Source organism: Rhizobium sp. RM, assembly GCF_013390595.1.
Taxonomy (GTDB): domain Bacteria; phylum Pseudomonadota; class Alphaproteobacteria; order Rhizobiales; family Rhizobiaceae; genus Agrobacterium.
In genome coordinates, this window is sequence record NZ_JACAWV010000023.1 from 140,170 (window position 1) to 158,046 (window position 17,877).

Genomic DNA, 17,877 nt, shown 5'->3' on the forward strand with positions numbered 1-17,877 from the left:
CGCCCAAAAAATAAGCGTTATTTCCAAACTTTCCTCCCGATCGTCCCTCTGACTGTCTCCTCGGATCGGGATTATGCGTATAATGATTGTCATAACCAGAGAAGGATTATGCTTTCATGGGTAATTTTGTGCTGCAGGATTTGATTGACCAGGGACCTGGTATGCGCACGGTCTCGCTGCCGCGCGGGCGCCAGACATTGCACACCATGCCGACGAGCAGCGGTTATGAAATCCGTCGTGACCGTGGCTACGACTGGGACGGTCGCAAACGCGGACAGACGCCCTTTACCGTTCTCCAGCACTCCATCGCCGGACAGGGTAATTTGCGCTACGAGAACCGTGTCTACACCGTCAAACCGGGTGAGACGCTGCTGCTCCTGATCCCTCACAATCATCGTTACTGGCTGGAAGATGGGCGGGAGTGGGAGTTCTTCTGGATTTCGATGAATGGCGAGGAGGCCTTGCGCATTCATCGCAACATTCTCGCCGTCACTGGGCCGATCCTCAAGTTGCAGGCATCGACGATCGACCATCTTGCCTCATGCTGCTCTCGGCTCGTCAACGGTGCGGAAACGCCAGGCGCTGCTTCCGCTGTCGCCTATGAGGCGGCCATGATCCTCTATGATGACGTCTTCGGCTCTCACCCTTCCTTCAGTGGTGAATACCGCACGATGCAGCAGGTGCTGAGCTATATTGACAGCCATCTCGGCGACCGTCTGTCGGTCGGCGATCTTGCGGCAGTCGCCGGCCTCAGCCGAGCGCATTTTTCACGGATCTTTGCCGCAAGCGAAGGTATGCCTCCTGCAGAATTCGTCCTCGCGCGGCGTCTCAGGCGCGCTGCAAAACTGTTGACGACGGCCGAGACGATGCCGATCAAGGAAGTCTCTGTGTTATGCGGCTTTGACGATCCCAACTATTTTTCGAAAGTCTTCAGACGCCTTTACGGAACCAACCCAAGCGACTTCCGCACGACTGGCATGTATGCGAGCATCAGACACACGTGAGCGCGCGATCGAGACTTGCTTTTGCCACGTTTGAGGCGGCTAACAAGAGCAAAGCCGAGGCAACGCCGAAGATGGAGACAGCTTGAAATGAAAAGGACGTTCTGGCTGATTTTCTCAATGCCAATTCGGGCGATCATTGTCATAGTGTCTTTCATCGACGTGATCTTTCGCCCACTTTACCGGCCCGTGGTGAAGGCGATCTCGTCGATGACGGTATTCAGGCGTATCGAGGCTCAAATCGCCAGGCAGGCGCGACTGGTGATCCTGCTTCTTCTCGCTGTGCCTTTTGCAATTGCCGAACCGATGAAGGTCGCCGGCCTGGTCGTTATGGCGCACGGACACGTCGTATCCGGTCTTACCATGGTCATTCTTGCGCACCTTGCCACGTTCCTTATTGTCGAGCGCATCTATCATGCCGGCCGAGACAAGCTTTTGACCTATGCCTGGCTCGCCTGGGGCATGCGCTATGTTGGCATGGCCAAGGCGTTCCACGATCGGATCAGGATTGCCGTACTGAACTGGTTGCGGTTGCGTGTCCTTCTGTCCTGAGGTGCGCCACGGCAATTATGCTCGGCCACGCCGTTTCGCGCGTCTTTCAAACAGGGCGGCGACCTGGAGTGAGACAAGTATGATCGCAACGCCGGCGGCTACGCGTGCCTCTGGCACTTCCCCAAATATGAAATAACCGACCGCTGTCGTAAAAAGCAGCGAGAGATAACCGACCGGCGCAAGAAGGCTTGCGTCCGCCATGCGATAAGCTCGAAGGAAGCAATATTGCCCGAGCTGTGCGAGAAAGCCGATTGCCAAGAGCGGCAACCAATCGAAGGCTAGAACCGGTTGCCACGTCCACAACGCCGGGACCGCTGTGATGGCAGCGAGACCGACCGTGTAGAAGACCATCATCACAGTGGTGTTTTCCTCGCGAAGCGCACGGGTCTGAATGATCGCCAGCGCTCCGAAGATGACCGAAACGAGAACGACCAGGACGCCAGCGTTAAAATCGGCTGTCCCCGGCGCAATGACAACAAGAACGCCCATAAACGCCATGATCGCCCCCGCCCAGCGAATGCGGCTGACATATTCGCCGAGAAACACGACTGCCATTGCCATCGTCACCAACGGCCTGGAAAAGCCGACTGCATTGACCGTCGCAAGCGGCAACATGGTGATCGCAAGAAAATTGCTCGTCAGCGCGATCGCGTTGCAAGCGATGCGGAAGAGATTGCGGAGCGGATATTTAACACTCAGCATTTCCCCCCGGTGACGCCAAATCAACGGCAGGATGAATAAAAGGCCGATCACTGCACGAATGAAGACGAGCTGAAACGCCGGATAGGTAGCACCTTGCGCCTTGACGAGGGCCGTCATTCCGCCCGCCACCAGCGTCATATCAAGCAGCAGCCAGCCGACAGCGACGCGGGCATTGGAGCCTTGCGTCTCCAATGCCGTTACGCTGTCATTTTGCGCGTTCACGCCGGCTGCACAAGGTTTGCCATCAGGCGGAATGCGCCGGGAACCAGTTTGTCCATCTGGTGATGGAGGACCAGACTGGTGTGCGTGTGGCGTCCTTCGCCGAAACGGCCCGAAATCAACGCGCCTTTCAGAGGCTGTTCGTTGACATCATGCATGGCAAGCAATGGTTCGTAACCATCATCCCACCGTGCCGCGAAATAAAGGCCTCTCTCCTTGTCCCATCCGGACCAATCCTCATCACTGATCACGTTCGGCCCCGCAAGCAACGGATGATCGGGCGCGAGTACCGTCACCTCGGCCTGCGGATCCGTCACGCGCCAACGTAACGACGGTTTTCCGATCTCAAGCCGCCTGACGGGTGTCGACTGCGGGTCCCATCCATCGCTTGGCCGATGATAGAGGGTGACGAGATGCCCTCCCTGTTCGACAAATCGATGCAGCTTGGCGGTTGCTGCGGCGAGATCGCTTCTAATTCCGAAGGCGAATATGCCGACGACTATGGTCGTATAGGACGTGAGATCGCCGCTGAGCGCCTGCGCATCGAGCTCAGTCACGTCGAGGCCCATGCGGCCGAGCCAGGAACCAACGTTGTCTGCGCCACCACCGACGTAACCCACTCGTGCTCCAGCTGGCAGCTTCATGTCGAGCGATAAGATTCTGAGTTTGGACGGCGCCAGAAACCTTGCCCGGCCAATATGAGGATAGGCAATCGGCGTCACCTGAAACGCAGCATGGGATCCGGTGTGTGCATCAAGTGAAACAAGCCCGGCAACAGCTTCTCGTGTGCGCTCTGCAACCCAGTCTTCGCCTGATTTGCGCACCTTCCATCCGTCCGTGGCCTTGAAGGAAAGAGCCGTCTCGTCGCCCCGTGCGAGCGCCTTGAAACCCAACTGTGGTGCCGAAGCGCCAAGAGGAACAAGGAGCGCGTCGGGCGCAAGTGTCAGCGAAAGCGCGGGAGAGACAAAAAACGGCTCCTCGAGATCGAAGCTGGTAGTCACGGTCCGCGCCCCGATCTTCGCTGACACCCGAACAGACGCATGACCATTGCCACCCATGGCATTCCAGACCGGCTGGTAGAGCCCTGAAACGGGTACATCCTTTTCGGCCAACAACGAGAATACCGTGGCCTGACCGAGCGTTTCGACGGAGGATGAGACGCCGGATGGAAGAACAGGCGTGACATCGACCTCGTATGTGGAGGGTGACGCCGAAAATTCGACGTGCAAGAAAGCTTGTCCGCCCGGCCTTATCTCGGCTGGCTCCACATAGGCGCGCTCAAAAATATCGATTGCTGTCAGGATCGCTGCGTCGAGCTGCGCGCGTTTACGGACGATCCGATGCCCGTGAAGGTCACGGAATTCCTGTCCTGCCGTTTCGTCGACATGTTGCAGGAGGGTCGCGGCCTCAAGAAGTGACGCCTCGATTAGTTGCCTCGCCGGGAAGGCCGAAATCGCGCTGGCAATTGCCTCATCGGCTTCACCCAATGCCTTCACCAGATCGGGATCAAGTCCCGGATGCTCCGCGAGGTCCAAGAGTGACGCTGGAAGATTGTCGGCAATGGTTGCCTCTTCGCGATCACCGTTCTCGCTTGTCTCAAGGTGCAACTGCCAAAACACCTGCGGATCCTTTGGCCAGTGACCCATCCCCTGCGAGGCATGATAAAACCTGGACCATTCACCGATACGGTCATATTGCGCACCAGTTGCCTGTTCTTTTCCCTCTGCGGCGATGACGAGCGTCGTTTCGGGTGGAGGAATCTCATCGTCATAGGTATCGCCACCGCCCGACCAGGCAGGCAGGTAAAACTTTGCCACTTTCCACGGTGTCAGCCCTTCAGAAAAATGCTCCGGAAAGGCCGATGTATCAGCAGCCAGAGAGATCGCAGTCTTGGCAGCGCGTGTCATGGCGCGGTGATGGCCATGCTGGCCTGGTACATCGAGGAAGGTTGGAATGACGATATCGGGACGTTCCTTGCGATAGGCACGGACGAGCCGTTCAACGATGCGCGCTTCTCCCCACCGGTCAAACGTCCGGTCGCCATCCTTGGAGAAACCGAAATCATGAATGAGGTCGGCTGGTCCATGCCCGAGCCAGTGGACGTCGGCGTCGATGACGCGAGCGGCCTCCTCTAGCTCACGGGACCGTATGACGCCAAGAGCACCGAGGCGTTCTGGCCCCAGAGCATTCTGGCCACCTTCGCCACGCGTCGAGCAGGCGATAATAACCCGCATGCCCAGCTCCATCCTGAGATAGGCAAGCAACCCGTTCTGCTCATCATCGGGATGCGCACCGGTGTGCATCACCGTCGCGACCGATTTCAGGGCACTCAGCCGACGGTGCATGCGCACAAACCATGGGTCGGCCATCTGCCGTTCGATACGCTCTCGTGGATTCAGCATTGACAGTCTCCTCCAGAATTCAGGCCTGTGCAGCCCCAGTCGCCGCAATCGACGTCTCGAGTTTCGGTGTAACGATATCGAAAAGGGGCAGAGCTGCAGCGCCAAGGGCCGCCGTCAACTGCCCGGATGTCCCATGGATCACGCGTGGCAACTCGCGCTGCCGGCGGCTTGCAACCGATGTCGGCAGGCTTCCCATGCGGGTGATGATTTCGCGGATGACAGGCTCCGGCAGTGCGCCACCGAGAATGATTGTCTGCGGATCAAGGATGTTTTCGAGCATCGCGACAATCGGCGCCAGATGATCGGCTGCCTCATCGATCCACGCCATCAGGACGGGATTGGATGCATTGAAAAGCGCCTCAAGGTCATCGAGTTCGGTATCGGCAATGCCGATGGCCTGCAATTTCTCCTTGAGCACATAAGCCGAGGCATAGGCCTCCAGGCAGCCTCTCTGTCCGCAGGACGGGCACGGCCTGCCACGCGGAGATACGGTCACATGGCCGATTTCACCGGCGTTTCCAAAAGCACCGCGGTAAGGGGCGCCTTCCTGGATCATTCCGAGACCGATACCGACCCCGAAATAGATCATGCAGAAATTCGGGATGCTGAGACCCTGACCGAACAGGCGCTCGCCGACGGCGGCCGCGGTCGCGTCGTTTTCAACCACGACCTGCTGGCCGCACGCATCGCTGAGCATTTGACGGGCATCGATCCCAACCCAGCCCGAAAGGGTCGTCGGGCCGACCGAGGTCATCCCGTCGATCTCGAAGGGCCCGGGCATGACCACGCCGGTCCCAAGCAGCCTGCATCCCAGGGCTCCTGCGACAGCGGCGTGCTCTGCGGCAAAGGTCTTGAGGATGTAATCCGGTTTGGTGTTTTTCAGACGCGTGACGCGCTCAGCGCGCAAGACACCGGCCAGGTCAAGGCCGACAGTGACCATGTGGTCAGCGGCGATCTCAACGCCGATCGTCGCACCGCCGTCGGGATTGACGGCAAACTGGATCGGCGGCTGGCCACGGCCGGTGCGCCGACGTCCAAGCTCCTTCAGGAGCTCTTCACCCATCAGCTCTTCGACAATATTGGCAACTGCCTGCGGGGTCAGATGGGTGATCTTGGCAATCTGGGCGCGGCCGAGGGAGCCGTGCCTGCGAACAAGATCGAGGACGACTCGCCTGTTATGTTCGCGGCTGCGCTCGGGATTTTTGCCAATTGCGACCGGATAGGCATCCAACGTGTGCACCGTCATCTCTTCAACTTCCCGTATCGTAGAAAATTCATAGCGTCGAATTCACGATAAGCGCAATATAATAATTCAAGTAAATTATCTTATTGACAAACTCGCTCCTTCAGAGAACCGTAGAGGCCGACCGGGGGTCCGGCTCAGCGTGTTTCAGGGGTTAGCCAACCCTCCTGTAGCGAGCCGATAAAGTGCGCGCGAAAGCGTGGATAAAGGGAACTCACTCCGCATCTGCAAAGCAGGCGGAGACAATGGAGGCTTACATGCGCAGGGCAACTTTGTTCGCCGGCTTGGTCGCCGGTTTCAGCACATTCGCATTCAACGCAGCGCAAGCTGTCGAAATCGAATATTGGCAATATGTCTTCGACACACGCGTAAAGGCGATGGACGAGCTCATCGCAGAATTCCAGAAGGCAAATCCTGACATCACCGTCAAACAGGTAACCTTCCCATACGCCGACTATCAGACACGCGTCATTGCCGCCAACATGTCCGGCAATGGCCCTGATGTCATGCAGCTTTTCTATGGCTGGCTGGACAAGTTCGCGGCAGGCGGGATTTTGCAGCCGCTGCCAACCGATGCCTTCCCGCACGACAAGATCGAAAGCGACTTCTTCCCGATCGTCAGCGCCATGAAGCGTGGCGATGACTATTACGGCCTTCCGACAGCGGTTCGCTCGCTTGCCCTTTTCTACAACAAGAAGCTGTTCACGGAAGCAGGCCTCGATCCTGCCAACCCTCCGAAAACACTGGATGAATTCGTTGCGGCTGCAGAAAAGATCGCCAAGCACGATGCAGCAGGTAACCTCACCGTCGCAGGTTCGACGCTCGACATGGGTGGCCAGGATCACCAATGGTGGCGAGAGGCGCTGATCCGCCAATATGGTGGGGAACCCTACACCGACAACGACCAGAAGGTTACCTACAACAGCGAGGCCGGTGTTCAGGCGCTTAAATTCTACACGAGCCTGCAGCTTGAAAAGAAGATCGGTCAGGCCGGTTTCATGGATGAAGGCCAGGCCGCCTTCCGGGCCGGAAAAGCGGGGATGACGATTGACGGCACGTTCCGTCTTGGCTCCTTCCGGACCATCAAGGACTTCGAATGGGGCGTCACCGAGCTTCCCACCAACGACAAGAACATCCGCTCTAACTACGCCAGCTACTTCGCAAACGGCATCAGCGCCAAAACGACCGGCGAAGAACTGGAAGCCTCGAAGAAATTCCTCGCTTATATCTCCTCGCCCGAGGCCATGGCGATCTGGCTGAAGACAGTGGGGGAACTGCCTGCCCGACGTGAAGCGGCGTTGACCGAGCAAAACCTGAAAGACCCGGTTTATGCGCCGTTCCTGAAGGGTCTTGAATACGCGCACACCACGCTCTTCAAGGACGAGGCTGCTCAACGGCAAAACGCGATCGACATGACGAACCGCGTTTTGCTGGAGGGTCAATCGGTTGAGGATTCCATCAAGGCGGCCGCAGAGGCCGAACAGGAAATCATCGACGCGGCCAAACCCTAAGCTGAAGGTCAAGTCATGACAGCGATCGACCAACAGGGGGCGGCATCCGGCCGCCCCGGCGGCTCCTTTGGAGATCGCCTTTCCATGCGCACCAAACGGCTTATCTGGATCTGGAGCTTCCTAGCGATCCCGATCCTCTTTTACAGCGTCATCCGCTTTTATCCGACGCTGCAGGCCTTCTGGCTGTCTTTCACCAACTGGGATCTGCTGCGGCCGGCCAAGTTCATTGGCGTTGCCAACTATGTGAAATTGTTCAAGGACCCGCAGTTCTGGAAGGTCTTCAAGAACACGTTCACCTATCTCATCATCGGCACACCGATCAGCCTGGTTCTGGCCTTTGTCATCGCCTTTTATCTTGACCGTGTCCGCGTTCTGCACGGCTTTATCCGTGCGCTCTATTTCCTTCCCTATCTGACGACAGCTGCGGCAATGGCCTGGGTCTGGCGCTGGTTTTACCAACCGCCGCCGATCGGCATCATCAATGACGTGCTGGGCCTTATCGGAATTCCGCAGCAGCCTTTCATCCGTTCGACTGACCAGGCTCTCTTCTCGATCATGGTGACGGCCATCTGGGCAGGTCTGGGTTTCCAGATCATCATCTTCATGGCCGGGCTGCGTGCCATTCCGACAACGTTTTATGAGGCTGCGCGCATCGACGGCCTTGGCGAGTGGGCAATCCTGCGCAAGATCACCCTGCCACTCCTCAAACCAACCACGGTCTTTCTCGTGGTATTCTCGTCGATCGGATTTTTGCGCATCTTCGACCAGGTCTACAACATGACCACCAACGACCCGGGCGGTCCGCTCGGATCAACGAAGCCGCTTGTGCTGATGATCTACCAGACGGCGTTCAACTCCTATGCGATGGGCTATGCGGCCGCACAAACGGTCGTCCTGTTCACCATTCTCCTTGCCGTATCGCTGATCCAGCTCTGGGTGCTGAGGGAAAAGAAATGAGCGAAGCACAGCCACTTTCCCACGCCCGCATCCGTCCTGGCCGCATCATCGCATGGACGCTGCTGTTTATTGGCGGTCTGATCATGGTGTCACCGCTGCTTTTCATGTTCTCGACATCGTTGAAAACAGCAGATCAGGTCTACGACCTCAGACTTATTCCGGCTGCGCCAACACTTTCGAACTATGTCACCGTGATGGCTGACGGACGCTTCCTGCGGTGGTTCTTCAACTCTATGCTGGTTGCGATCGTCGTGACCCTCTCGAACTGCTTTTTCGACAGTCTGGTTGGCTACACGCTGGCAAAGTTCGAGTTCCGTGGACGCTATTTCATCTTCATTGCTATTCTTTCGACGTTGATGATCCCAACGGAGATGCTTGTTATTCCATGGTATCTGATGTCGAGCCAGCTCGGCTGGCTGGATAGTTACTGGGGCATCATGTTCCCGGGCATGATGACGGCATTCGGCACCTTCCTGATGAAGCAGTTCTTCGAGACGGTCCCGAACGATTTCATCGAGGCTGCCAGGGTCGATGGACTGAACGAATTCCAGATCTGGTGGAAGGTTGCCCTGCCTTTGGTAACACCTGCGCTCTCCGCACTTGCCATCTTCACATTCCTTGGCAACTGGACCGCGTTTTTCTGGCCGTTGATCGTCACCACCAGCAAGGAGCTCTACACCTTGCCTGTCGGCCTCTCGAGCTTTGCTGTCGAGCAGCAGATCCAGTGGGAAATGATCATGACCGGGGCCGCCATTGCGACCATTCCAACACTGATCGTCTTCATCGTCCTGCAACGCTACATCGTCCGCGGTGTGATGCTGGCGGGCCTGAAAGGATAACATCATGGCCGATACGAACCCGCGCCTTTCCGATACCAGCAAGTTTCCAGACGCCGTTTACAAGGAAACAGTGCTTCGCCCCCTGTTCGATGGCGCAAAAAATCATCACGTCGATGGTTTTAGGCGCATTGACCGGGCCCATCTGGTCATGCTGCGTGAAACAGGCATTCTTGACGCTGAAACCGCCGCAAAAATTGCTGGCGCCCTTGAAGATATCGACAGATCCAGCGATCCCTCGAGCCTCATCTATACCGGCGAGGTCGAGGACTTCTTTTTCCTGATCGAGAAAGAACTGAAAGCAAGGATTGGCGTCGATGTGGCCGGGCGACTGCATACGGCCCGCTCTCGAAACGATATCGATCACACACTTTTCAAACTCGGCCTGAAAGAAAAGATCGATGCCCTGATGTTCAAGGCACGTCTTCTTCTGGAGGCACTGATCGACGCCGCAGAGCGGAATGAAAATACGCTGATCGTCGCCTACACGCACGGGCAGCCGGCGCAACCGACGACGTTCGGCCACTATCTTTCTGCGGCGATCGAAGTCCTGACCCGAGACATCGACCGCTTTGCAGAAGCCCGCCGGATTGTCGACCTTTCACCGATGGGCGCTGCGGCAATCACGACGTCGGGCTTTCCAATCGACCGGGCGCGCGTTGCAGAGTTGCTAGGTTTTTCGGCCCCGCTGCGCAATTCCTATTCCTGTATCGCTGCGGTCGATTATACCACAGCGACCTATTCGGCCATGGAACTGATGTTCTTGCATCTTGGGCGGCTTATCCAGGATTTTCAGTTCTGGACGAGTTTCGAGGTCGGCCAGATATACGTTCCGAATTCGCTCGTGCAGATTTCCTCGATCATGCCGCAAAAGCGCAATCCCGTTCCGATCGAGCACCTGCGCCATCTCGCAAGCCAGACATTCGGCCGGGCACGCACCATGCTCGACGTTATGCACAACACGCCGTTTACCGACATGAATGACAGCGAAGGAGAAACGCAGGGCGTCGGTTATGAGGCATTCGCCTCGGCTGGGCGTGTGCTTGATCTCCTTGCAAGCCTCATCGGCAAGATCAGCATCGATCCTGAACGGGTCGATCGGAACATCCGCCGCTCCTGCATCACCATCACCGAACTTGCAGATTCACTCGTGCGCATTGAGGGCCTTTCGTTCCGCCAGGCTCATGAAATTGCTGCTACGGTCGCCAAAAGTGTCGTCGCCTTGAAGGGCGATTTGCCGACTGACGGCTATCCTCCATTCCAGAAAGCCTTCAGGGAGCTGGCAGGTCAGGATACGACGGTCGACGAAACGACATTCAGAAACATCGTATCGCCTGAGCACTTCGTCGCCGTTCGCAGCCGTTTCGGTGGCCCGGCCCCGGCCCCTATGCGCGAAGCAATCGCGGTCTATCGTGAAAAGCTTGGCGCCCTCGCTGCCGAGGCCCAAAAGTTCGCAGATCACGAAGCGGCGAAAGCCACTGAACTCACCGAGAAATTTACCGCCCTGACGGGAGCGCGATAATGGCGACAATCGAACTCAATCAAATCGTAAAGCGCTACGGCAAGGTCGAGGCGGTCAAGGGCATTGATCTTGCCATCGAGGATGGGGAATTCGTCGTGTTCGTCGGTCCATCCGGATGCGGAAAATCGACGACGCTCAGGATGATCGCCGGGCTCGAAGAAATTTCTGCGGGAACGCTGAAGATCGGCGGCAATGTCGTCAACGAGAAGGAACCCAAGCAGCGCAATATCGCGATGGTGTTCCAGAATTACGCGATATACCCACATATGACCGTGCGCCAGAACATTGGCTTCGGTCTCTACACCTCAAAGCTCGACAGCGCGGAAAAAAACCGGCGCATCGAAGAGGCCGGACGCGTTCTCGGCCTTGAAGCACTGCTTGACCGCCGGCCCGCCGCGTTGTCGGGCGGCCAAAGGCAACGTGTGGCGATCGGGCGTGCCATGGTGCGTGATCCCTCTGCCTTCCTGTTCGATGAGCCACTGTCCAATCTCGATGCGCAGCTCAGATCACAAATGCGTATAGAGATCAAACGCTTGCATCAACGTCTTAAGACGACCACCGTCTATGTGACACATGACCAGGTGGAGGCCATGACGATGGCCGACAGGATCGTTGTGATGAAAGACGGGCATATCCTGCAGGTCGGTACGCCATCTGAACTTTACGAGAAACCGGTGGATGTCTTTACGGCGCGGTTTATCGGCAGTCCGTCAATGAACCTGCTGCAGGGGACGCGCAGAGCCGACGGCATGACGCTTTCAGCCACAGGTGACCTTCTGATCGGCATACGCCCTCATGATCTTCTGGTTGGTGACAACGGTGAGGCGCAGAGCGCGTTTTCCATCGAAGGGACAGTAACAGCGGTCGAGCCTCTCGGCCCTGAAACGCTTGTCCATCTGGATACGTCGACCAGTTCTATCATCGCGACAGCCCGCGGCAAATCGATACCTGCAGTCGGCAGCCAGCTTCGATGCCACGCGGAAAAAGGTTCTCTTTATCTGTTCGATACCAAAACGGAAAAGCTTCTGGACCGTGCATGATGGCGAGTGTCACACGTAAGTCTGCGATTATCAGTGTCGGTCGCATCTATTGCGACCTTGTCTTCACCGGGCTCGATGCGATGCCCGTTCTTGGCAGGGAGACATTTGCGAGCGATATGGAGATGGCGGCCGGCGGCGGTGCATTCATTGCCGCGGCTCATTTCGCACATATTGGCCGCGACGTCGCGTTACTGGCAAGGCTCGGGACCGATACCTTCTCCAGCGCCATCGGCAAACAGATGGCCGATCACCGCATCGACCTCCAATTCCTTGAGCATGCAGCGGACGCCGGTCCGCAAGTGACTGTTGCGACGGTTGTCGGGCATGACCGGGCATTCCTGACGCATCGTGCAGGACAAGCGCGGCCATCGACCCTCAATGCCGCATTTGCCTGGGAAAAGGCATGCCATCTCCACATTGCCGAGTTTGCAACCCTCAACGAAATCCCGGATCTCGTTGCCCGCGCCAAGGAGAACGGCCTTACCGTCTCGCTCGATCCGAGCTGGGATGCCTCACTGATCTATAGCAAGGGCCTCGTCGCGGCCTGTGACGGCGTCGACGTCTTCCTACCGAACCTTGAGGAAGCAGAAGCCATCACCGGAAAAGCCGACCCTCGCGAGGCAATCGATGCCCTATCATCCGCATTTCCCGTTGTTGGGCTGAAAGGCGGCGCTCAAGGGGCATGGCTGTCATCGGATCGCAATGTTTTCCACGCGGCCGCCTGCAACGTTCCGGTCATCGACACGACCGGCGCCGGTGACGCCTTCAATGCTGGCTTCCTTGACGCCTGGCTCAGCCGTGAAAGCCCGCAACAATGCCTCGAAGCCGGCATCGAGGCCGGCAGCCTCGCTGTTCAGGCCATGGGAGGTGCACCGAGGGTCCATCGCGCGGCCTGATTGTCCGACCGCTTATTCTCCACGTGGAAAACGCTGATTTTCTTCCAGCACGTTGAGATCCATGTGGTTGCGCATGTAGCGTTCGGATGCCTTTTGCAACGGCTGGTAATCCCAGGGGTAATAGGCACCGTTTCGCAACGCCTTGTAGACCACCCAGCGCCTCGCCTGGCTTTCCCGCACCGATGCGTCGAAGGATGCAAGGTTCCAGCGTTCGTTGATCTGTGAGCTAATCTTCTTGACGACCGCCTCATGTTCCGGAGCATCGGCAAGATTGACCCGTTCATCGGGGTCCTGAATGAGATCGAACAGCAAGGGTGGATCGGCCTCACAGACTGTGAGCTTGAAGCGACCGTCCCGGATAGCGACAAGCGGTGCGATCGATCCTTCTGCGGCATATTCCATCGGCACTGGACCGCGCACGCCCGTGCCGGCGACAACGCCGGAAAGGTCTTCGCCGTCCGTCCATTGTTTCAGCGAAGCCATATCGAGGCCAGCCAGCCCGCACAGCGTCGGTGTGACGTCGAGCGTCGAAGCCGGTGCATCGATGAGCGCAGGTTTCCATCCGGGAGCCGCGACCATCAAGGGCACCCGCGAAGAACCCTCGAAAAAACACATCTTGAACCAGAGGCCGCGCTCGCCAAGCATATCCCCGTGATCGGAGAGGAACAGGACGATGGTGTCGTCATCCATGCGAGTGCGCTTCAATACATCGAGGATATCGCCGATTTTCTCATCGACATAGGAGATATTGGCGAAATAACCGCGGCGTGCTCTACGCACCTGCTCGTCCGTAATGTCGAATGCAGAGTGATCGCAGGCTTCGAGCAGGCGCTTGGAATGCGGGTCCTGCTGCTCGAACGGCAAGGCACCGGCCTTCGGATCGAGAGCCGGGCAATCTTCATAGAGATCCCAGAATTTCCGCCGCGCGACATATGGGTCATGCGGATGCGTGAAGCTGACTGTCAGGCACCACGGGCGGTCATCAAGCTTGCGCGAGAGGTCATAGAGCTTGCGGGTCGCGTGATAGGCGACCTCATCGTCATATTCCATCTGGTTGGTGATTTCGGCGACCCCTGCCCCCGTCACCGAGCCGAGATTATGGTACCACCACTCGATCCGCTCGCCGGGCTTCGTATAGTCGGGCGTCCAGCCGAAATCGGCCGGATAAATGTCCGTTGTCAGACGTTCTTCAAAACCATGTAGCTGATCAGGCCCGACAAAATGCATCTTTCCCGAGAGGCCGGTGTAATAACCTGCGGCCCGCAGATGATGTGCGTAGGTCGGAATGTCTGAGGCGAATTCGGCTGCGTTGTCGTACACACGGGTGCGGCTCGGCAACTGCCCTGACATGAACGAGGCGCGTGCCGGCGCGCACAACGGGCTTGCCGTATAGGTGTTGGCGAAACGCACAGAGCGTTCCGCCAGGGCCTTCAGATGCGGGGCATGCAGAAAATCGGCCGGCCCGTCAGGGAACAACGTTCCGTTGAACTGGTCGACCATGAGGATCAGGATATTCGGACGCGTCATGAAATGATGGTTCCTGTCAGAGGCCGAGCTTGGCCTTGACCGCGTCCGCGCCCGGCTTGCCATCGAGCGTGGTAACACCCGTCATCCAGCCATCGAGCGCCGTCGCATTGGCTTTGAGCCAGCTTGTCGCTGCAGCCTTTGAGTCTTCACCGCCGAGGATCGAACCCATCAGGGTGTTTTCCATTCCGATTTCGAATTTCAGATTTTTGAAGAGGCTCGCAGCATTCGGGCACTGCTGTGCCCATCCGGTCCTCGCCAGCGTATAGACTTCAGCGCCGCCGAAATTCGCTCCGAAATAGGCGTCGCCACCCGACAGATAGGAGATCTCGATCTTCTCATTCATGGGATGGGGCGCCCAGGCGAGGAAAACGACACCCTTCTCCTGTTTGCCGGCACGTTCGACCTGGGCAAGCATGGCCTGCTCTCCGGATTCGACCAATTGCCAGCCCTTCAGACCGAAATCATTGGCATCGATCATCTTCTGGATATTCTGGTTTGCCGGAGCACCCGGCTCGATGCCGTAGATCTTGCTTTCGAACTCGTCTGCGTGTTTGGCGAGGTCGGCAAAGTCCTTCACACCCTTCTTGGCCATATAGGCGGGGACCGCGAGCGTAAACTTTGCACCTTCGAGGTTCTTCGTCATCACCTCGGCCGCTTTTGCAGCATTAAGGTCATCGACGAAGGATTTCTGGGCCGGCATCCAGTTGCCCAGGAAGACGTCGATCTCGCCGTTTTTCATGGCCTGATAGCCGATCGGAACCGAGAGCGTCTTGACATCGGCTTCATAGCCGAGCGCATCCAGAAGAACGGCTGCAACACCGTTGGTCGCGGTAATATCCGTCCAGCCTGGATCGCTCATGCGGACCGTCTTGCAGGCAGCATCGTCGGCGGCCTGAACGGTCGTGGAGAAAGCAGCCACACAGAAAAAGACACCCGTGGCAATCCTGTTCATGCGAGAGATGGTTTTCATTGGAGTTCCCCAGTTATTAGAGATATTTATTGAACAACAGCAGCGAACTTGCTGTGAAGCCAGTAATTTTCGATATTTCACATAAGGATATTTTATGTCAGAGAGACCGCTCGATCTAGGGTGGATGCGCATCTTCTGCGAAGTCGTGCGCCGCGGCAGTCTGACATCGGCGGCCGAAAACCTTGGATTGACACAGCCTGCCGTCAGCTACCAGATCCGCAAGATCGAGGACGAACTGCAGACAGCGCTTCTTAGACGAAAACATCGCGGCATAGAACTGACCGCAGATGGCAAACGTCTTTTCGAAATCGTTTCGAACAACGTCGATGCCGTCGATCTCTTTACGCAGCAACTGCGCCGCAAGAGCGAGCGGCCATCGATCCGGGTCCACACCGATTACGCCTTTTCCTCGCTCTGGCTCATTCCCCGCATGCACGCCTTCCGCGCCGTCGATCCAGATATCAATATCCAGATCGTCGCGACCCAGAACCCGCTGCGGCAGGGAAAGGAAGACGGCGATGTGATGGTGATCTTCGGTTCACGCGCCGAAGCCGGTGAAGGTGCGGTCCTGCTTGTCTCGGAAAAGATCGCACCGGTCTGCGCTCCTGCCTATCTGCAAAAGGCAGGGGCAGAGACGGACCCGCGAGCCCTTTCTCGCCACAAGCTCATCCATCTGGAAAACACCTCGCCAACGCAGTGGTTCGACTGGAGAACATATTTTAGCCATTTCGGCGTCGAACGGCATGCGGCCATGGAACAGGGCGACCTGACCTTCAACAACTATTCCATGGTGGTACAGGCGGCGGTCGGGGAACAGGGACTAGCGATCGGATGGGCGGGACTTGTCGATCCCCTTGTTGATGCAGGCGTTCTCGTTATTGCGGGCCCTGCCCTTGATGCGCCTGACCGGGGATATTGGCTCGTAAAACCGAAACGCCAGGATGGACCTGTCCGGACCTTGACGAGCTGGCTTGTTGGCCAGGCGCGATAACGCCGCTCCCGATCAGGGAGCGGCGCCTCTCAAATGCTTCTCGTCTTCAGATGGGGTAATGCAGCGGACCGTCCTGAAGCGTGACCCAGCGCAGTTCAGTGAATTCGGCAATGCCGGCAGTCCCGCCAAAGCGGCCGTAACCGGATGCCTTTACGCCACCGAACGGCATCTGTGCCTCGTCGTGCACGGTTGGACCGTTAATATGGCAGATGCCGCTTTCGATCCGCCCGGCGATCTGAAGTGCCCTCGCCTGGTCGCGACCAAAAATTGCGGCAGAAAGACCGAATTCGGTTTCGTTTGCGATACTGACAGCTTCATCAACGCTTGTAGCACGAATGATGGACACGACCGGACCAAAGCTCTCTTCCGAGTAAAGCCGCATTGCTGGCGTCACACCGTCGACGGCGAGTGCATCGAGCATCGTGCCGCTTCCGCTGCCTCCGGCAACCAGTTTCGCCCCCTTGGAAATGGCATCGTCAACGAGGGTGCGAATACGGGCGGCGGCCTCAGCGCTGACGAGCGAACCGAGCGGTGTCTTGCCTTCACGCGGATCTCCCGCCTTCAGCGTCTCGACCTTCTTGGCAAACGCACTGACGAATGTGTCGGCAACGGAATCGAGCACGATGATACGTTCCGTCGACATGCAGATCTGCCCTTGGTTCATGAAGGCACCGAAGGCAGCAGCGGCGACGGCAGCATCGATATCGGCGTCATCAAGAACTATGAAGGGCGCCTTGCCGCCAAGTTCCAGAAGTGCAGGTTTGAGATAACGGCCGGCAGTCTCGGCAATGACGCGGCCGACGCGAGTCGATCCGGTAAAATTGACCCGTCTGACAGCTGGATGAGCGATCAGTGTTTCGACGATCTTCGCAGCATCTTCGGGTGCGTTGGAGACGGCATTCAAAACACCCTTCGGCAGTCCGGCCGAAGCTACGGCCTCAACGATCAGAGCGTGGGTGCGCGGGCAGAGTTCCGAGGTTTTCATGACCACGGTGTTTCCGCACGCAAGCGGCGTGGCGAGTGAGCGAACACCGAGAATGACGGGCGCATTCCAGGGCGCCATCGAAAGGACGACGCCAACCGGCTGGCGCAACGCCATCGCCATAGTCCCCGGCCGGTTGGAGGGAATGACCTCTCCTTTTATCTGCGTCGTCAGGCTCGCGGCCTCAACCAGCATGTCACTTGCGAGCTTGACGTTGAAGCCTGCCCAGGCATCCGTCGCACCAATTTCTTCCTTCATCGCGTCGGTGATGGCGGGTCCTGCAGCGCGAAGGGCCTCGGCAGCAGCCAGAAGCAGGCGACGGCGTTCACCGGGAGGCGTTGCCGACCAGACAGGAAAGGCGGCCGCAGCCGCGTCAGCCGCAAGCGTCGCATCATCGAGGGTTGCAGCGGCCGCACTGGTCGCGATGTCACCGGTGATGGGGTTGGCCCGCTCGAAGCGTTTGCCGTCGCCTGCGGGGCGGTGTTCGCCAGCGATGAAGAGATTGATGGATTGCATAATCATTCCT

General features: G+C 57.8%; 15 protein-coding genes. 9 read left to right on the plus strand and 6 right to left on the minus strand.

Annotated features, from left to right (window positions below; translation table 11 throughout):
* Nucleotides 1-116 precede the first annotated feature (116 nt).
* Nucleotides 117-1,004, plus strand: coding sequence for an AraC family transcriptional regulator (locus tag HWX89_RS23350; RefSeq protein WP_138792701.1), 888 nt, complete (start codon nucleotides 117-119; stop codon nucleotides 1,002-1,004).
* A gap of 87 nt (nucleotides 1,005-1,091) precedes the next feature.
* Nucleotides 1,092-1,553: a hypothetical protein gene (locus HWX89_RS23355; RefSeq protein ID WP_138792702.1), complete on the plus strand. Its 462-nt coding sequence runs from the start codon at nucleotides 1,092-1,094 to the stop codon at nucleotides 1,551-1,553.
* A 15-nt stretch (nucleotides 1,554-1,568) separates the two neighbouring features.
* Here HWX89_RS23355 and HWX89_RS23360 read toward each other — a convergent pair whose 3' ends face one another.
* From HWX89_RS23360 to HWX89_RS23370, 3 genes are read right to left on the minus strand one after another with little or no spacing between them, the layout of a single operon-like run.
* On the minus strand, nucleotides 1,569-2,477 hold the full coding sequence (locus HWX89_RS23360) for a DMT family transporter (RefSeq protein ID WP_502707615.1): 909 nt from the start codon (nucleotides 2,475-2,477) through the stop codon (nucleotides 1,569-1,571).
* On the minus strand, nucleotides 2,474-4,876 hold the full coding sequence (locus HWX89_RS23365; RefSeq protein ID WP_138792703.1) for a PIG-L family deacetylase: 2,403 nt from the start codon (nucleotides 4,874-4,876) through the stop codon (nucleotides 2,474-2,476). Before HWX89_RS23365 ends, HWX89_RS23360 begins: the two co-directional genes overlap by 4 nt.
* Nucleotides 4,877-4,895: 19 nt before the next feature.
* The gene (locus tag HWX89_RS23370) at nucleotides 4,896-6,122 is read right to left on the minus strand and encodes an ROK family transcriptional regulator (protein WP_138792704.1); all 1,227 of its coding nucleotides are present in this window, start codon (nucleotides 6,120-6,122) and stop codon (nucleotides 4,896-4,898) included.
* Nucleotides 6,123-6,364: 242 nt separating this feature from the next.
* On the opposite strand from HWX89_RS23370, the gene HWX89_RS23375 reads away from it, so the two are divergent.
* The 6 genes from HWX89_RS23375 to HWX89_RS23400 are packed head-to-tail and all read left to right on the plus strand — an operon-like array spanning nucleotide 6,365 to nucleotide 12,881.
* The gene (locus HWX89_RS23375) at nucleotides 6,365-7,630 is read left to right on the plus strand and encodes a sugar ABC transporter substrate-binding protein (RefSeq protein ID WP_138792705.1); all 1,266 of its coding nucleotides are present in this window, start codon (nucleotides 6,365-6,367) and stop codon (nucleotides 7,628-7,630) included.
* Between the two features lie 15 nt (nucleotides 7,631-7,645).
* Complete coding sequence (locus HWX89_RS23380; RefSeq protein WP_138792706.1) at nucleotides 7,646-8,587, plus strand: carbohydrate ABC transporter permease; 942 nt, start codon at nucleotides 7,646-7,648, stop codon at nucleotides 8,585-8,587.
* Nucleotides 8,584-9,426 (plus strand): carbohydrate ABC transporter permease, encoded by an 843-nt coding sequence (locus HWX89_RS23385; RefSeq protein ID WP_138792707.1) that lies wholly within the window; start codon nucleotides 8,584-8,586, stop codon nucleotides 9,424-9,426. Before HWX89_RS23380 ends, HWX89_RS23385 begins: the two co-directional genes overlap by 4 nt.
* Before the next feature lie 4 nt (nucleotides 9,427-9,430).
* A complete protein-coding gene (gene argH, locus HWX89_RS23390) occupies nucleotides 9,431-10,945 on the plus strand; it encodes an argininosuccinate lyase (protein ID WP_138792708.1) in 1,515 nt (504 codons plus the stop codon).
* Nucleotides 10,945-11,985 (plus strand): ABC transporter ATP-binding protein, encoded by a 1,041-nt coding sequence (locus HWX89_RS23395; RefSeq protein ID WP_138792709.1) that lies wholly within the window; start codon nucleotides 10,945-10,947, stop codon nucleotides 11,983-11,985. Before argH ends, HWX89_RS23395 begins: the two co-directional genes overlap by 1 nt.
* The gene (locus tag HWX89_RS23400; RefSeq protein WP_138792710.1) at nucleotides 11,982-12,881 is read left to right on the plus strand and encodes a carbohydrate kinase family protein; all 900 of its coding nucleotides are present in this window, start codon (nucleotides 11,982-11,984) and stop codon (nucleotides 12,879-12,881) included. The genes HWX89_RS23395 and HWX89_RS23400 overlap by 4 nt, the downstream gene beginning before the upstream one ends.
* A gap of 12 nt (nucleotides 12,882-12,893) precedes the next feature.
* On the opposite strand, the gene betC is transcribed toward HWX89_RS23400, so the two are convergent.
* Together betC and choX are read right to left on the minus strand one after the other, a co-directional pair.
* Complete coding sequence (gene betC / locus HWX89_RS23405) at nucleotides 12,894-14,408, minus strand: choline-sulfatase (protein WP_138792711.1); 1,515 nt, start codon at nucleotides 14,406-14,408, stop codon at nucleotides 12,894-12,896.
* Between the two features lie 16 nt (nucleotides 14,409-14,424).
* Nucleotides 14,425-15,378, minus strand: coding sequence for a choline ABC transporter substrate-binding protein (gene choX, locus HWX89_RS23410; RefSeq protein ID WP_138792712.1), 954 nt, complete (start codon nucleotides 15,376-15,378; stop codon nucleotides 14,425-14,427).
* 94 nt (nucleotides 15,379-15,472) lie between these two features.
* Between choX and HWX89_RS23415 the strand changes: the two genes are divergently transcribed.
* Nucleotides 15,473-16,369, plus strand: coding sequence for a choline sulfate utilization transcriptional regulator (locus HWX89_RS23415; protein WP_138792713.1), 897 nt, complete (start codon nucleotides 15,473-15,475; stop codon nucleotides 16,367-16,369).
* A gap of 46 nt (nucleotides 16,370-16,415) precedes the next feature.
* On the opposite strand, the gene HWX89_RS23420 is transcribed toward HWX89_RS23415, so the two are convergent.
* On the minus strand, nucleotides 16,416-17,867 hold the full coding sequence (locus HWX89_RS23420) for an aldehyde dehydrogenase (RefSeq protein WP_138792714.1): 1,452 nt from the start codon (nucleotides 17,865-17,867) through the stop codon (nucleotides 16,416-16,418).
* Nucleotides 17,868-17,877 lie beyond the last annotated feature (10 nt).

What these genes read in the sequence shown, in the direction of transcription:
- HWX89_RS23350 (WP_138792701.1), top strand. Translation starts at nt 117, where the DNA reads ATGGGTAATTTTGTGCTGCAGGATTTGATTGACCAGGGACCTGGTATG.
- HWX89_RS23355 (WP_138792702.1), top strand. Translation starts at nt 1,092, where the DNA reads ATGAAAAGGACGTTCTGGCTGATTTTCTCAATGCCAATTCGGGCGATC.
- HWX89_RS23365 (WP_138792703.1), bottom strand. Translation starts at nt 4,876, where the DNA reads ATGCTGAATCCACGAGAGCGTATCGAACGGCAGATGGCCGACCCATGG.
- HWX89_RS23370 (WP_138792704.1), bottom strand. Translation starts at nt 6,122, where the DNA reads ATGACGGTGCACACGTTGGATGCCTATCCGGTCGCAATTGGCAAAAAT.
- HWX89_RS23375 (WP_138792705.1), top strand. Translation starts at nt 6,365, where the DNA reads ATGGAGGCTTACATGCGCAGGGCAACTTTGTTCGCCGGCTTGGTCGCC.
- HWX89_RS23380 (WP_138792706.1), top strand. Translation starts at nt 7,646, where the DNA reads ATGACAGCGATCGACCAACAGGGGGCGGCATCCGGCCGCCCCGGCGGC.
- HWX89_RS23385 (WP_138792707.1), top strand. Translation starts at nt 8,584, where the DNA reads ATGAGCGAAGCACAGCCACTTTCCCACGCCCGCATCCGTCCTGGCCGC.
- argH (WP_138792708.1), top strand. Translation starts at nt 9,431, where the DNA reads ATGGCCGATACGAACCCGCGCCTTTCCGATACCAGCAAGTTTCCAGAC.
- HWX89_RS23395 (WP_138792709.1), top strand. Translation starts at nt 10,945, where the DNA reads ATGGCGACAATCGAACTCAATCAAATCGTAAAGCGCTACGGCAAGGTC.
- HWX89_RS23400 (WP_138792710.1), top strand. Translation starts at nt 11,982, where the DNA reads ATGATGGCGAGTGTCACACGTAAGTCTGCGATTATCAGTGTCGGTCGC.
- betC (WP_138792711.1), bottom strand. Translation starts at nt 14,408, where the DNA reads ATGACGCGTCCGAATATCCTGATCCTCATGGTCGACCAGTTCAACGGA.
- choX (WP_138792712.1), bottom strand. Translation starts at nt 15,378, where the DNA reads ATGAAAACCATCTCTCGCATGAACAGGATTGCCACGGGTGTCTTTTTC.
- HWX89_RS23415 (WP_138792713.1), top strand. Translation starts at nt 15,473, where the DNA reads ATGTCAGAGAGACCGCTCGATCTAGGGTGGATGCGCATCTTCTGCGAA.
- HWX89_RS23420 (WP_138792714.1), bottom strand. Translation starts at nt 17,867, where the DNA reads ATGCAATCCATCAATCTCTTCATCGCTGGCGAACACCGCCCCGCAGGC.